The organism is Candidatus Thiosymbion oneisti (assembly GCF_004359955.1).
GTDB classification, from domain to species: Bacteria; Pseudomonadota; Gammaproteobacteria; order Chromatiales; family Chromatiaceae; genus Thiosymbion; species Thiosymbion oneisti.
Genome location: NZ_SMSC01000001.1, coordinates 108952 through 123211, shown reverse-complemented (window position 1 = coordinate 123211; position 14260 = coordinate 108952). Strand labels below are relative to the sequence as shown.

Here is a 14260-nt window from a genome sequence, read left to right as displayed (position 1 = left end):
CCCAATCCCTCCTGATGCAGAAGCAAGTCGATCCGGCCGGTACTGTCTGCCGTAAGCAGGGCAGATAGGTTCGCCGGGATCGCATTTCCGGGCAGGTTGATACGCACTTACCCTTGCACTCCGGAGGGGCGGATCGGTCAGGCAGCCTGTTTTTTGTCTAAAACAGGCTGGTCTGTGCGATCGACCTCGGCGCCGTCACCAAGACCCCGCCGTACCAAATCGGCCAACGAGATAGCATCCAAAAAGCTAAAGACCTCATTGCTGAGTTGGTCCCAGAGGGTGTGAGTAAGGCAAGGGTTGCCACCGCGGCAGTCTTCCCGTCCGTTGCAGTGCGTGAATTCGACCCACTCATCCACGGCACAGATGATATCCGCGATGGAGATTTCGTCGGACGGCCTTCCAAGGTAGTAGCCGCCGCCCGGACCACGCACACCCCGGACCAGTTGTTTGCTGCGCAGGGCCGCGAAAAGCTGCTCCAGGTAAGACAAGGAAATACCCTGGTCCACGGAGATATCGGCTAGGGTCACAGGCCCCTTGCCGGAGTGCAACGCCAGATCCAGCATGGCGGTAACCGCATATCTTCCTTTGGTAGAGAGTCTCATGGTCGTTTTTCCTTAATTTTAAGTTCGATGCAGACAGGATCCTTTGATTTCCCGTTTCTCAAGATCGGGAGCTAGCGGGGGAATGAAGGGTTACATGTCTTGTGTCAGCCTTCGTACACGCAAACCACCGGACCCACCCCTGATAACAAAGCATAGCTATATCATAGTAAAATAGTCAAGAATTTTCCTACACATCCAGGGTAAGCGCGTATCAATGAACCGCTACGGACCGATTCCCCACACCCTCCTGCGGGGAGAGTCCTTTGCGCCTTTGGGGTTCAAGGGTTCAAACTATCCCGCGGCCAAACACCATAGCCTTGTTATCATGCCGCCACCCCTGATCGTCTCGAGGACCCAAGGCCGAACATGCACGCATCCGAGGAACCGAGAATCGATGTCCGCCTGGGCAATTCCGAGCTGACCCTGTTGGGCACCGCGCACGTCTCCCGCGCCAGCGCGGACAAGGTACGCGGGCTGCTCCAGGGTGGTGATTATGACGCGGTGGCCGTCGAGCTCTGTCCTAGCCGACACCAGGCGCTCATGGACCCGGATGCCCTGGCGCGTATGGATCTGTTTTCCGTGATCCGCCAGGGCCGAGTCTACATGGTCGTGGCGAGTCTGGCCCTGGCTGCCTACCAACAGCGGCTGGCGGATCAGTTCGGAATTGAGCCGGGGGCCGAGCAGCGAGCCGCCATCCTGGTGGCACGGGAACGCCGGCTCCCGGTGCTGCTGGTGGACCGGGAGATCGGCGTCACCTTGAAGCGGACCGCGGGGAATCTTAGTTGGTGGAAGCGGTTCGGGCTCTTCTCGGGTCTGCTGGCGACTCTGCTCTCTCGCGAAGAGGTCACGGAGGAGGAAATCGAGCGTCTCAAGGAAGGTGATGTGCTGGAGACCACCTTTGCCGAATTTGCTGAGGATCGCCGGGATCTCTATGTCCCCCTGATCGATGAACGTGACCGTTACATGGCCGCCCGGCTGCGCGAAGAGATCGCGAGCAAGCGCCACGAGAAGGTCCTTGCAGTGCTCGGAGCGGGACATATCGAAGGTGTGGCGGGCCACCTGCGGGAGGTGCCGGGACGGGACCCCAGGGCCGAGCTCGCCGAGCTCGACCGGTTGCCGTCACCGCAACGCTGGCCCAAGCTCATCCCCTGGCTCGTCGTCGTCCTGGTCCTCGGGGGCTTCGGCTATGGCTTCTACCAGAGCCCGGGGCTCGGTCTACGGGTGGTGCTGGACTGGGTGCTCATCAACGGTAGCCTCTCCGCCCTAGGCGCTGCCGTCGCCGCCGGCCACCCGCTGACGGTGGTCACTGCCTTCCTGGCTGCCCCCCTGACCTCCCTGAATCCCACCATCGGCGCCGGTATGGTCACGGGGGCGGCGGAGCTCTATCTGCGTCGGCCCAGTATCGGCGACTTCGGCCGCTTGCGCCGGGATACCGCCACCCTCAAGGGTTGGTGGCGTAACCGGGTCTCGCGCACCCTACTGGTGTTTCTGTTCTCCACGCTCGGATCGGCCATCGGCACCTATGTCGCGGGGTTCCGCATCTTCGAACGGCTGTTTGCTTGAGGATTCGGGACGATACCGATAATACCTATCAGTACCGCTTGCGTCATTTCCAGCAGCGGGTTATATTTTTACTGATTCATCATCGATAAGGGGCATGTAAAAATGATCGCTGTCACCCTCTCCAGCAAGTACCAACTTGCTTTGCCCAAAGCCATCCGTGACGAGTTGGGGTTGCACGCCGGGCAGAAGTTTGCCCTCATCACGAAAGGGTCCGTTATCGAGCTGGTCCCACTGCGTCCCATCGAAAAATCTCGGGGTCTGCTCAAGGGAGCGAATCCGGAAGGGTACCGCGACCGCAGAGATCGCTACTGATGGAAGTGTTGGTCGATACGTGCGGCTGGATCGAGTGGCTGACGGACGGTGTTTTTGCAGAGCGTTTTGCTCCTTTTTTGACCGAGCCCGAATCGCTGATCGTTCCCACCTGTCTGCAATTCGAGCTCTATAAGTGGGTCAAGCGTGAGCGCAACGAGACACTGGCTATGGAGATCATGGCCCTGACCAACCAAACCCAGGTCATTCCACTGACCACCGCGCTGGCGCTCTATGCGGCAGATTTGTCTCTGGCCCATCGCCTTTCCTTCGCCGATGCCTTGATTTACGCCACAGCACGCCGCTACGAGGTGACCTTGGTTACCATCGATGACCATTTCGCCGGGCTTACCGACGTCACCTATTTCCCTAAGCGCCTGCTGTCGGAGCCCTAGGTCCTGTTGACATTTAACCCTAACCGTTTGTTTTTCATATGTTAGGTAGCCGCAATGCTCAAGCGGTCCGCACCGCGGACCCTATCCTAACCACTTGATTGACTGTAGGGTCCGCTGTGCGGACCTTCTAAATGTCAACACGCCCTAATCCTTTGTAACTTCCTCCCCGATCACAGCGATGGCTTCCTCCAGGTGCTGGAACTCATGATCCCCACCTTTGAAGATCAGGAGCCTGCCGCAATCGCGATACAAGGACTCGGCGATGCGAAAATCGATCACTTCGTCGCCCTGGTCCAAAAACAGGGTAGTCGGGACCCCGTCGCAAGGGGTATCGACCCCGTATTTTCGAGTACTCTCGATCAGATCCCGACCGATGATGTAGGTCTCGCCGTAGGCGGTGGTCTGAGACGTACCCTCAAAACCCCGCAGCAGATCCCAGGGCGTGAGTGCCGGGTTGATGAGAAACAGATGCGCGAAGGTAAACTGCCGGGCCAGATACTGGGCGTAGAAGCCGCCCATGGAGCTGCCGACGACGATGGGTGGCTGCTCCTCGCGTAGCCCGCGGAAAAAATCGCTGAGCTTTGCGATAGCCGCATCCGGTCGATGGGCCGGATAAGACGGCACCAGAACCCGGCTGGGCGCCAACCGCTCGTGCAGCACCCCCGCCTTGTGGGATTGATTGGAACTGTTGAGGCCGTGAAGATAGATCAACATCGCTGGTCTTAAGGTAGTCGCAGCACCCGCTGCCCTTTTCGGCCCCTGATTATACCCGTCATGGACGGATTTTCCGCTCCAAGCCGCGCCGACACGCGCGCTCCTGAACCCGGAATTGTCGGTCGATGAACTCGCCGGCACCCTGCAACCTCACGAGGCCCGCCTAACCTGACCGACTTCCTGATGCAGGGGCGGTGGGTACAGCCATCTGCCGGAAGCAACTTGATAACCGAAGAGAAGATCCTCAGCACTCGTCATGCGTGGCAGCAGGAGCTGAGCAGGGCGATCACCCGCCCGGAAGAACTCATCAGGGTCCTGGACCTCGACCGGGGACTGCTCCCCGCGGCATACGCGGCGGCGAAGCGATTCGGCCTCCTGGTCCCACGCAGCTACGTCGCGCTCATGGCGCCGTCGGAGCCCCAGGATCCCTTGCTGCGCCAGGTCCTACCGCTCGCAGAAGAGCTGTGGAGTCCACCCGGCTTCAGCACCGATCCGGTGGGTGAACGGGCGGCGGTATGCACCCCAGGCCTCCTGCGAAAATATCAGGGTCGTGCCTTGCTGCTGCTCACCGGCGCCTGCGCCATTCACTGCCGCTACTGCTTCCGCCGCCATTTCCCCTACCGAGAGGACTCCGCCCAACTCGATCGTGCCGCGGGTGCCGTCCGCCGGCTCGCGGAGGACCCTTCGATCCGCGAAGTAATCCTGAGCGGAGGGGACCCACTGATGCTGGACGACGAACCCCTCGCCACCCTGATCGGCAAGCTCGAAGAGATACCACACCTGCGACGCCTACGCCTGCACACTCGGCTGCCGATCGTGTTACCCGCTCGGGTCACGGATCGCCTGTGCCATATCCTGAGCGCGAGCCGCCTGCAGCCGGTCATGGTGGTGCACACCAATCACGCCCGGGAGCTGGGATCAGCAGCCCGGAGCGCCCTGGAACGATTGCGTAACGCCGGGGTCTTGCTCCTCAACCAAAGCGTGCTCCTACGCGGCGTGAATGACAGTGCACACCGCTTGGCGGCGCTCAGCGAGACATTGTTCGAGTGCGCCGTTGTGCCTTACTATCTCCACCTGCTCGACCGGGTCCTGGGCGCGGCACATTACGAGCTGGACGAGGCGACGGCGATGCGAATCCTCGATCAGCTGCGCACGTTGCTGCCCGGCTACCTGGTTCCGCGGCTGGTGAAAGAAACCGCGGGCGAGCCCTATAAGATCCCAATCGATTCGAAATGAAATCTTGCGAACCAAAAATCCAACAGCTACTGGCCGAGCAGCCCGGCTACGGGCAGGCAGCCGCCAACCTGATGAGTGATTGTCCCTCTACTGGGAACCCATGGGCCAACATCCCGGTCGCTATCGAGCAAGCGATAAAGGAGGCCTGCGACGCCGACCTAGACCGGCCCTTTACCGAAATCGTCGAGGACCATCAGACCGTCCGACGACCGGACGCCTACGAGCGCTGCAAGCCGCCGGAGGACAGGCCCTTGCGTCGCGTCGTGACGCTGACCAAATTCCTACATCGCCATCTTCTTCCCGGTCCGGAAGAACCCGCGAACTATTGGAGCACCGAAGCGCAAACCCACCTGTTCGAGGCGAGAGAAGCGTATCGGCAAATGCTGAAAAGCAAGCCGGAGTCCTTGGATAGCGCGATCTTTCGTGGAACCACCGGCGAGTCGGGGGCACCCACCTGGTGGACCTTTCCGGAAGCAGGACGCCCAGCGTCTGTCGATGCCGCTACCTACATGGAAGAACTCATGTTGGACCCCCAGAGCATCGATGACGCGCGCCGAGAAGGAGGGGTCGTTATTTCGATCCCCCCGCAGCTGTTGGCCGACCAAACCTATAAGCCCTGCGCCCTGGATGCCTTTTGGGAGGATACCGCGTTCCGACCGGACCATAGCGAGAGGCCCTATGGCATGACCTGTCCCGCGCGGTCGGATTTGCAAGGGCACCCGGAGTTGATTTCCCGGTCCTATCGTTATAGTCATTGGCAATCCCGATTAGAGAAGATCGATCTGGAGTGGTTGTAGGCTACCCGAACCTACCTAATGGATACACGAAGCGAATATCTTGCCGGTCTGCGCCGGCTGCTGCGCGAGGAGGCACCCTTCGATCCGGTCAAGCAGGTGATTCGCGCCCGCCTGGTCGGTACGCGCGAGCCGGTGCAGGGTCTGGTCTCCCCACCCCTGGGGCGGGACGAGCCGGACACCAGTCTCCTGCTGCTGTATCTGTACGACCAATTGAGAAGGGACCAGGATCGGCCTGCCCAGGATCGACTGCGCCGTGTAGTAACGGAACTATTGGAAGAGGCCCTGGCCCGTGGTGACGGCTTTCAGGCGATCAACCGCCTGGGCCAACTGGTCGGCGCCTTCGAGGTCCGTCGCTCGGAACCCTTGGCGGGCCGGCTGCGCACCTGGCTCTGGGGGCATCTCGAGGTCGGCCTGCCGCGGCCGGGCGAGGCGCTGATCGAGCTGACCGGCGACGACCTGATCCACGCCCGCCAGATCCTGGATCTCTGGCTGGCGGTCACGCCACCCTTGCCGTCCGGCTGGCCGGAACACTGCGCAGGGAAAATCCGGTCGTTTTTCGATGGAGCCGTTTCCATCCTGAATGGCCGGAGGGACCAACGCCTCGACCAAGCGACCTTCCATCTGTTCACCCTGCTGTATCGAGGGCTCCTGAAGCTCGACCCGGAATATGCCGGTCTCCGGTACCCGACCCTGTGCCGGTTGGCCCACGAGAGCCGCGAGCGGGAGGATACCAAGGGGATCTGGCTGGCCCTGTGCTGGGAGTATGGTGTCCTCTTGGGCGCGAACCAGGCCTGGCGCAATCGCTTTGCCCAGGGATTACTTAGCATCGGCGGGGATGAAAAGAGGCGTTATGAGAATCGTTCCGATTCGGAACTGAATGATCTTTTCTGGCGCGGATTGGAATATCTGGATCACCTGGAGCAAGAACTCTATCTATCCGAATCCACTCCACCATATTTGGACCTGGAAGTAGCCGGCAAACCGAAGGATACCGCCCGGCTTCATGGTGATTCCGATTCGGAATCGGGAAGGCTTTACTTATCCGAATCCACCTCGGCATCTCCGGATCTGAAGGTAGCCGACGAGCCGAAGGATACCTCCTGGCCTTATGGTTATTCCGATTCGGAATCGGGAAAGTTTTACCCGCTCGGACTCGCCTCCAAGCTCCTACGCCCATTAGTGTTGGATTCCAAACCGGTACCAGCTGCCTGAGTAGTGATGAAAATCATCAGCTTTTTCTCCTTCAAGGGCGGCGTCGGACGCACCGCCCTATTGACCAACCTGGGGGCCTATTGGGCCGGTCGGGGCAAGGTGGTAGTGCTGATGGATCTGGATCTGATGGCGCCGGGCCTGGCCTACTCGCCCCTGGCAGGCCCCTATCTCTACCCGGAGGGGAAAGATCTGGGCATGAGCGACCTGATAGCCGCCTTACAGCCCGTGATTGAGGAGCCGGACCGAGAGGAGGCGGCACAGGGGGTCTTCCTGCCCCCCCACTGGCTGTTGCGCGAGATGCACCTGTCCCACCAGGACGGTGGACCGGGAAAAGATCAGGATCAAGGCCAACTTCTACTCATCGATGCCGGCAGCCATCCGGTCACCGGCGCGCCGCCGGGATCCGACGGCATCCTGGCGCCCATCCCCCCGCGCCGGGGTACCCCGGACGAGAGCGACCGCCAGACCCTCTACCGCAGCCTGGCCTATCAGATGCGGGAGGATCTGGAGCACTGGCGGGTCCCCGAGCCCTACCCTGCCGCGGGCCGGACCATCGACTATCTGTTGATCGACAGCCGCACCGGCTTCGCCGAGCTGCCGGATCTCAGCCTGGGCTATCTAGCCGACCGGATCGTACTGGTGGCCGGCCTCAACCCCCAGAACCTCAAGGGCCTGGAACTGACCCTACGCGCCCTCTTGGCCAGCAACGAACGAATCCCCATCGACGAGCTCCATCGCCAGCTCTGCGTCGTCTTCTCGCCGATACCGACCGCCGAGGACGAAACCGTGTTCGCGGCCCTGGAAGAGGCCCACAGCCTGCTGAACCAAAGCCGACGCATCGCCGCCAATCGGGAATACGAACGGGTGCCGGAGAGCTTTGTTCTCCACTACACCCCGATCCTAGCCACCAGTGAGCTCCCCCTGGCAACCCGGTGGCCCGAATCCCTTTACGGGCGCGAGGTCCTGCGCATCGCCCACCACCTGGAGGGCAAGACCGGGCGCGAGGACCAGGACCAGACCCTGCGTCGGATTCGTGACCAGATACTGCAAATCACGGCGCCGGCCGAGCAAACACCGGAAACGACGCCCGTCTCGCCCCCCATGGGTCACCGACCCAATCCCCTGACTAATCTGCCGGCTTGGCATTGGCCCTTGGGCGAGCCAGACGAACCGGCACGAATGAAGAGGTTGGATGAATTGCTGCCGGCCGATTCGGCCATTACTACCGATCGGGAATATTTCCTCAACCGATTGGCAAATAGTCTCGTCCTCACGGCGGAAGAAAAACAAGACATCCTGCAATCCTATCCGTCTTTGTCGCCAGATCGGGTCGATGAATTCCTAACGATCTTCAAGGAGGAACAGAAAGGATTCGAGTCGTTATTGGAACAATTTCCAGATGGTGTCTTTGACCCATTTCATCAGCGAGTTCCGGAATGGGGCGGGATTGTCCTGGGGGATGAGAATGCCGGCTGGCGGCGGTATCTGTATGCACCGTTGAAGGGAGAGAGCCTGTTCGCCCATGCGGAGGCTTGGCCCCACTACTGGTTGGGCCTGGCGCGAGAGCTAATCGCGCGCATGGGGGACAGAGAGGCGGCAGATCAAGCCATCGAGCGGGCGGAGGCCGTAGCCGACCCGTCGGAGCTGGAGACACTGGCCGAGCAGCTGCTCGAGCTCGAGCTGCCGGAGACGACGCCGGCGGAGATCTGGAACCAGCTCGAGGAACGGGCGCGCCGACTGGCACCGGGTCATGCCTGGCTGGATTTCCTGATAGCGCGCCGGCTGCTGCAAGCACCGGAGCCGGACCTGGCCCGTGCCGAGCAATTGCTGACACATCTGCTGGACCATCCACCCGACGACAGCTTCCGGTGTTTTCTCATGGTCACCTTGGTAATCGGCGAGCTGCCGCGACTGGCGATAAGGACCGAACCCATACTACGCCAAGCCATTGCGCTTGACCTGAAAGATGCCCTTCCCTGGCACAACTTGGGCAATCTGCTCACGGAGCATCTCAACCGTTATGAAGAGGCTGAGGCGGTCTATCGTCAGGCCATCGAGCTGAATCCGAAATTCGCCCATCCCTGGAACGGCCTGGGCGATCTGCTCATGCAATATCCCGACCGCTATGAAGAGGCCGAAGCGGCCTATCGTCAGGCCATCGAGCTGGATCCGAAATTCGCCTTCTCCTGGAACGGCCTGGGACTATTGCACCAAACCTTACACCGCGATTGCGAGGAGGCCTTCCGCTGCTTCACGGAGGGCCTGACCAGATCCAAGCCTGAATCCCTTGAAGCCGCCCATCTCCAGCTGAATCTCGGCCGGCTGGAACTGGTACGGGGCCGACCGGACCGGGCGCGGAAGGCGCTGGAGCAGGCACTCGATCTGTTCGACCGCCAACCTAGATTCCAGGCCAATGCCTTGTGGTTAGCCGTCGGACTGGCGGGGCCGACCGATCCCGAGAGCGGCCCGCGCCTGGTATCGAAGACTGACCATTCTGCTGAGGAATCGATAGCAACACTCGTGGAACGCCATACCCGACTGGCTCGGGAGGCATTGGAGAGGGACCCAAAATCCGCTGCCGCCCGGTATCTGTTCATCGCCTCCCTGGCCACGGGCGAAGCGGACGAGGCGCTGTGGCAGGAGATCTTGTCCCGGCTCGAGACCCATCAGGCCTGTTTCGGCTTCATCAACGACCTCTATCTGTTCGCCGGTCTGCGACCGGATACCGCCCCGGCCGCCGCCCAGCGGGTCGCTGCGCTGCTGGCGCTGCCCGCGGAGCAGGTCGCCCGCTTCCGTGACCGACCCAAACCGCCGGACTGGTTGGAACGCTACCGTCCCTTCGCCGAGGGCCGCAGCCGCGGCGCCGGTGATCCCGCCGACCGCACCCGCTTCTGTTTGTAGGTCGGGTTAGGCGCGTCTTACCGATGGCGAGGTCCGCGAATCCATTCGAACGCGCCGTAACCCGACATCGATTGTGCATGACTGCTTACCCTTAAGATGACGTAAATTCAAACGAAGCCAACTACGCACAGCGGCGTCAGCTGGGGATTCGCAATACAGCTGTTGACATTTAACTCTAATCGATTGTTTTCACTATGTTAAATGGCTGCAACACCCCACTCGATTCACCCTAGTGCAGGGAGGAGGCGGAATGAAGGCACGGCTCACGCTCGACGAGGCCACACTTGTCGGCTTTTACGACCGACACTCCATTCGACGGCTTTCACTGTTCGGATCGCAATTGAAAGGTGCTGCTCGTCCTGACAGCGATCTGGATCTGTTGGTGGAATTCGAGCCGGGTAAGGAACCCGGTTTGATCGCTTTGGCAGCAATAGAGCTGGAGTTGTCGGATCTGTTGGGGGGGAGCCTGGTGGATCTACGCACGGCGCAGGATCTATCGCGCTACTTCCGCGAGGAGGTTGTGCGCACGGCTGAGGTGCAGTATGCACGCTGAGGACTGGTCGCGTCTGTCGCATATGATCGATGCTGCGGAATCCGGGTTGGATTTCATGGCTAGACGACAGCGCACGGAGATCGATTATAAGGATCGCAGAAATTCGGTCACCGCGCCTTCGAGGGTGATGGCACCGCTGCGCACCGCTTCCCCGTAACGGCGGTGCCAGCTCGCCAGCAGCACGCGGGCCTGGCGCCACTCCTCAAAGATGATCTTTACCAGGGGGCCTCCCTGCTCGATGAACCCGGATTCCACGAAATCCCGTTCGGCGCGCGCCCGGTCATAGGGCAGGCGGACGATGTGGGTCTGCCAGCGACCGCCCCGCAGCTCCAACCGGCCATAGCTGGCGCGCACGTCGTCGTCGAAAGGGGAACCCACGGAGCCGACGTTGAGGATGCCGGTGCGCCCCAGCCGACGTTGCAGAGGCTTGTGGGTGTGGGCGCCGACGAACAGGGACACGTCCTCCGGCAGCCGGCCACGCAGGTCCTGGTCCGTCGTCCTGGCGGATATGCCGGCCCGATGGCCGGCCATGGAGCCGTGGGTGACATGGACCCAGCTATCCTCGGCATCGGCGTGAAAGCTGATATGATCGGGCCAGTCGAGCAGGGCTTCCTCGACTTCGGCGATCTGCCAGAAGGTCAGATCCGCGAAGCGGCGCATGGCGGCGTCGAGAGCGTCGAGGGGGCGCTCCTGGCCGCAGCGGAGCACCCAGGCCTCATGGTTCCCCACGATCGGTAGCCAGCCCTGCTCACGGCGTAAGGCGTCGAACAGCTCGAGGCAGGCGCGGCTGCTCGGGCCCCGATTGACCAGGTCTCCCGCCATGATCACCAGGTCCGGGTTCCAATCCAGGATATGCTCGACGGCGACCTCCATTGCCGGGAGATTGCCCTGGACATCGGAAAACACGGCGACCTTCATGTACTGTACCTTTAACTGCGGTTGCTCCATCATAATCTATGCGCGGCCCGCACGGATCAGGTCGCGGCGATAGTGGGCATAACCCACTTACCCTACCGGCAGCCGGCGACGTAACCGTTCAGCCCCCCCATCCCGTCATTCCGGCAGGGATTGCCGGAATCCAGATGCCAGGGATGGCAAAACAAAGAGGGGGCTGAACGGTTACCCGGCGATTGGTAGCTGGTAGCTGAATCGTTACCCCAAAATAGCCTATAATCGTTTTGAACCAGCTTCGGAGGCGTGAATGCTTGAAATACTTATTTTCCCTTGCATAACATAACTTTAGCGTACAATTGCAAATACTGGAATTATCTAGATTCAAATCATAATGCAAGTGATTACAATAGAGTTGCACCCTTGGAAAAATAATTTGAAATCAGTATGTTATGTGAGTTATTTGGCGTCTAACCCTGTGTTTCCCGGTTAATAGTCACTGTATCGGCCTCGTATCCTAATATAACTGATTGATTTTTAAAGGTTCACATCGGAAACAACTCTTCGGAAACAACTCTAATGAAGAATCCGCGCGGAATCGGGTCATTGGACTTTTTCGGTCTCCATGTAACCGAACAGCCCCGACCACAAGGCACCCCTCGACATATCGAGGGTTTTCACAACCTCGTCAAGTATTTGGTCCGTCTTCAAAAGGACGGGACGTTGGATGATGATGAGTTCAGCAAACTCGTGAAAAGGGCGGCGGCGGCATCCATTAAAGTTGAAGTAGGTGACAGAATTGAAAGGGATTTGAAACTCAAGATTGAAAGGGTTTTGAGACTTAGGTCAGAGGATAAGAGAGCAGCTTGAAAAATATGGTTTTCGTCAACGGCATACTTTAACAATCAATAGTTTAGAGCCTCTTAATTGGTGAAAACAGCTATTTTTCTAAGGTGCCCAAGATTAGTACAGACTACTTGCCGAGTATTCCAAAATGAAAGAAGAAATAGGGCAAGGCAAACACGAGCTTGCCGCAACAAACGATGGGACGGAGCAAAAATATCGAGACTCTGTTTCCGAAGAACCCGGAACCCCTCCGGGATTCGAGTTTCTAGGGGAACTTCCACCGGAAGCTCGCAAGGTACTTGAGTTCGGCATGATGTCGATACAGGGATTTGGTCCGGTGCCGAATCCTCTGACAGATAAAATTACGGAAAAGCATATAGACAAGATATTGGATATTTCTGAAAGAGAAGATGAGCATTCCTATGAAGACATCAGACAATCAAGAAAGTTTACGTTAGTATACGTCCTTATTTTTATAGCGCTTTTTGTTTTTCTAACAGTCTTCCTCGTTGGAGCCGACAAAGATTTATACAAAGAAGCTATCAAGCTGTTTGCCGTTTTTCTGGGCGGATTCGGTGGTGGATTCGGGGTAAAGAGTTATATGGATCGCAATAAGTAAAAATCTTCCACTTCGGTGAATGGACCCCTGCACCAACTACAACAGGCGGCTGACCGGACTGGCGCGCGCACCGCTCGGTAACTGCCTGCAGGACGGTTTAATCGGTCTGGAAAAGGAGGGGCTGCGGGTGTCCCCGGCGGGGACCGTCGCCGCCTCGCCCCATCCCGCCGTGTTCGGATCGGCCTTGATGCACCCGTATCTCACGACGGATTTTTCCGAGGCCCTGCTCGAAACCATTACGCCGCCGATGCGGGACAAACAAGCGGTTCTCGCTTTTCTGCACGGCCTGCATGTCTTCGTCCACCACCACCTCGGTGACGAGCTCTTATGGGCGACGAGCATGCCGTGCGTGCTGGAGGGAGCGGACCCTATCCCGCTGGCCAGGTACGGTACCTCCAACGCTGCCCGCATGAAGACGGTGTACCGGCGTGGACTAGGCAACCGTTACGGACGCCCCATGCAGGTAATCGCGGGCGTTCACTACAACTTTTCGTTTTCCGATGCCTTTTGGCCGCTGTATCGGGAGCTGGAAGGCTGCAACACGGAGCTGGGAGATTTCCGTTCCGAGGCCTACATGGCGTCGATCCGCAATCTCCAGCGGTTCGGTTGGCTCATTCCCTATCTCTTCGGCGCATCTCCGGCGGTCTGCAAGACCTTTGTGCAGAACCGGAATACGGATCTTGAGGCGTTCGACCGGAGCACCTACTTCTACCCCTATGCGACCTCCCTGCGGATGGGTGATAGGGGCTATCAGAATCTCAAGGCCGCCGGCACCGGGATGCAGGTGAACTATGACAGCCTCGACGCCTACCTGCGGAGTCTGGCCTGGGCCGTCCGGACCCCCTGTCCCGCTTACCAGGCCATCGGTGTCAAGGTCGGTGGGCGCTACCAGCAGCTCAATGCCAATCTGCTCCAGATCGAGAACGAATATTATGGTCCCGTACGCCCGAAACAGCCTCCCCGGTGGATGGAGAAGCCGAGTCTGGCCCTGCGCCAACGCGGTGTTGGCTATTTGGAACTACGCTCCCTCGATGTGAACGCTTTCCATCCCCTCGGCGTGACCGAGGAGCAACTCTATTTCCTGGATGCCTTTATGCTGTTCTGCCTGCTTACGGAGAGCCCCCGCATCGGTACGAGTGAGCGCCGGGCCATCGATGCGAACCTGCTCTCAGTTGCTCACCGAGGCCGCGATCCCTCCCTGGAGCTGGACCGGAATGGAAACGGCATCCGCCTCCGTCAGTGGGCGGAGGAAGTGTTGGATGCCATGCTCCCGGCCGCGGAGTTGATGGACGGTGGCAGCGGCGGTCCCTGTGCCAATAGCCTACGTCGGCAGCAAGAGAAGGTACGCGATCCGGAGCTGACACCCTCCGCCAGGATGCTTGCCGAGATGCGGGCCAACGCAGAGAGCTTCTTCGACTTTGCGCAACGTACCTCGCAGCAGTACCGTGACCGATTCCGTAGCTCATCGCTCGATACCGAGTACGAGACCTTGTTCGAGCGCCTGAGCCGAGAGTCGTGGGAGCGCCAACGGGAATTGGAGGAAACCGACGATATGGGTTTCGACGAATTCCTCGAGCGCTACTTTGCCCAAGGCGAGCAGGCATTGGATTTTCACCCCTGAG

At 59.7% G+C, this 14260-nt stretch carries 14 protein-coding genes; 11 read left to right on the top strand and 3 right to left on the bottom strand.

Annotated elements, in window-relative coordinates:
* Positions 1-137 precede the first annotated feature (137 nt).
* Entirely contained in the window at positions 138-602 is a 465-nt protein-coding gene (locus E1958_RS00560) for an Rrf2 family transcriptional regulator (protein WP_133510137.1), read from the bottom strand.
* A gap of 366 nt (positions 603-968) precedes the next feature.
* On the opposite strand from E1958_RS00560, the gene E1958_RS00555 reads away from it, so the two are divergent.
* The 3 genes from E1958_RS00555 (at position 969) to E1958_RS00545 (ending at position 2869) form a co-directional block, all read left to right on the top strand.
* Complete coding sequence (locus E1958_RS00555) at positions 969-2165, top strand: TraB/GumN family protein (RefSeq protein ID WP_089728163.1); 1197 nt, start codon at positions 969-971, stop codon at positions 2163-2165.
* 102 nt (positions 2166-2267) lie between these two features.
* Positions 2268-2477, top strand: coding sequence for an AbrB/MazE/SpoVT family DNA-binding domain-containing protein (locus E1958_RS00550; RefSeq protein ID WP_089728162.1), 210 nt, complete (start codon positions 2268-2270; stop codon positions 2475-2477).
* A complete protein-coding gene (locus tag E1958_RS00545) occupies positions 2477-2869 on the top strand; it encodes a type II toxin-antitoxin system VapC family toxin (RefSeq protein WP_089728160.1) in 393 nt (130 codons plus the stop codon). The genes E1958_RS00550 and E1958_RS00545 overlap by 1 nt, the downstream gene beginning before the upstream one ends.
* A gap of 144 nt (positions 2870-3013) precedes the next feature.
* Here the strand turns inward: E1958_RS00545 and E1958_RS00540 are convergent, their stop codons facing one another.
* Positions 3014-3583: a YqiA/YcfP family alpha/beta fold hydrolase gene (locus tag E1958_RS00540; RefSeq protein ID WP_133510136.1), complete on the bottom strand. Its 570-nt coding sequence runs from the start codon at positions 3581-3583 to the stop codon at positions 3014-3016.
* Positions 3584-3805: 222 nt separating this feature from the next.
* On the opposite strand from E1958_RS00540, the gene epmB reads away from it, so the two are divergent.
* The 5 genes from epmB to E1958_RS00515 all read left to right on the top strand — a co-directional run bounded on the left by epmB (position 3806) and on the right by E1958_RS00515 (position 10282).
* A complete protein-coding gene (epmB, locus tag E1958_RS00535) occupies positions 3806-4819 on the top strand; it encodes an EF-P beta-lysylation protein EpmB (RefSeq protein ID WP_243448352.1) in 1014 nt (337 codons plus the stop codon).
* Positions 4816-5616 carry a hypothetical protein gene (locus tag E1958_RS00530; RefSeq protein ID WP_133510134.1) on the top strand — a complete coding sequence of 267 codons (801 nt, stop codon included), beginning with the start codon at positions 4816-4818 and terminating at the stop codon, positions 5614-5616. Before epmB ends, E1958_RS00530 begins: the two co-directional genes overlap by 4 nt.
* A gap of 18 nt (positions 5617-5634) precedes the next feature.
* On the top strand, positions 5635-6828 hold the full coding sequence (locus E1958_RS00525; protein WP_133510133.1) for a hypothetical protein: 1194 nt from the start codon (positions 5635-5637) through the stop codon (positions 6826-6828).
* A 6-nt stretch (positions 6829-6834) separates the two neighbouring features.
* Complete coding sequence (locus E1958_RS00520; protein WP_133510132.1) at positions 6835-9729, top strand: tetratricopeptide repeat protein; 2895 nt, start codon at positions 6835-6837, stop codon at positions 9727-9729.
* Between the two features lie 250 nt (positions 9730-9979).
* Positions 9980-10282, top strand: a complete 303-nt coding sequence (locus tag E1958_RS00515; RefSeq protein WP_133510131.1) for a nucleotidyltransferase family protein — start codon at positions 9980-9982, stop codon at positions 10280-10282.
* Positions 10283-10366: 84 nt separating this feature from the next.
* Here the strand turns inward: E1958_RS00515 and E1958_RS00510 are convergent, their stop codons facing one another.
* The gene (locus E1958_RS00510) at positions 10367-11233 is read right to left on the bottom strand and encodes a metallophosphoesterase family protein (protein ID WP_341765476.1); all 867 of its coding nucleotides are present in this window, start codon (positions 11231-11233) and stop codon (positions 10367-10369) included.
* A 519-nt stretch (positions 11234-11752) separates the two neighbouring features.
* On the opposite strand from E1958_RS00510, the gene E1958_RS00505 reads away from it, so the two are divergent.
* From E1958_RS00505 to gshA, 3 genes are all read left to right on the top strand, one after another.
* A complete protein-coding gene (locus E1958_RS00505; RefSeq protein ID WP_133510129.1) occupies positions 11753-12043 on the top strand; it encodes a hypothetical protein in 291 nt (96 codons plus the stop codon).
* Positions 12044-12167: 124 nt separating this feature from the next.
* Positions 12168-12638 carry a hypothetical protein gene (locus E1958_RS00500; RefSeq protein ID WP_133510128.1) on the top strand — a complete coding sequence of 157 codons (471 nt, stop codon included), beginning with the start codon at positions 12168-12170 and terminating at the stop codon, positions 12636-12638.
* A 19-nt stretch (positions 12639-12657) separates the two neighbouring features.
* Positions 12658-14259: a glutamate--cysteine ligase gene (gshA, locus tag E1958_RS00495; protein ID WP_133510127.1), complete on the top strand. Its 1602-nt coding sequence runs from the start codon at positions 12658-12660 to the stop codon at positions 14257-14259.
* Position 14260: the final 1 nt, after the last annotated feature.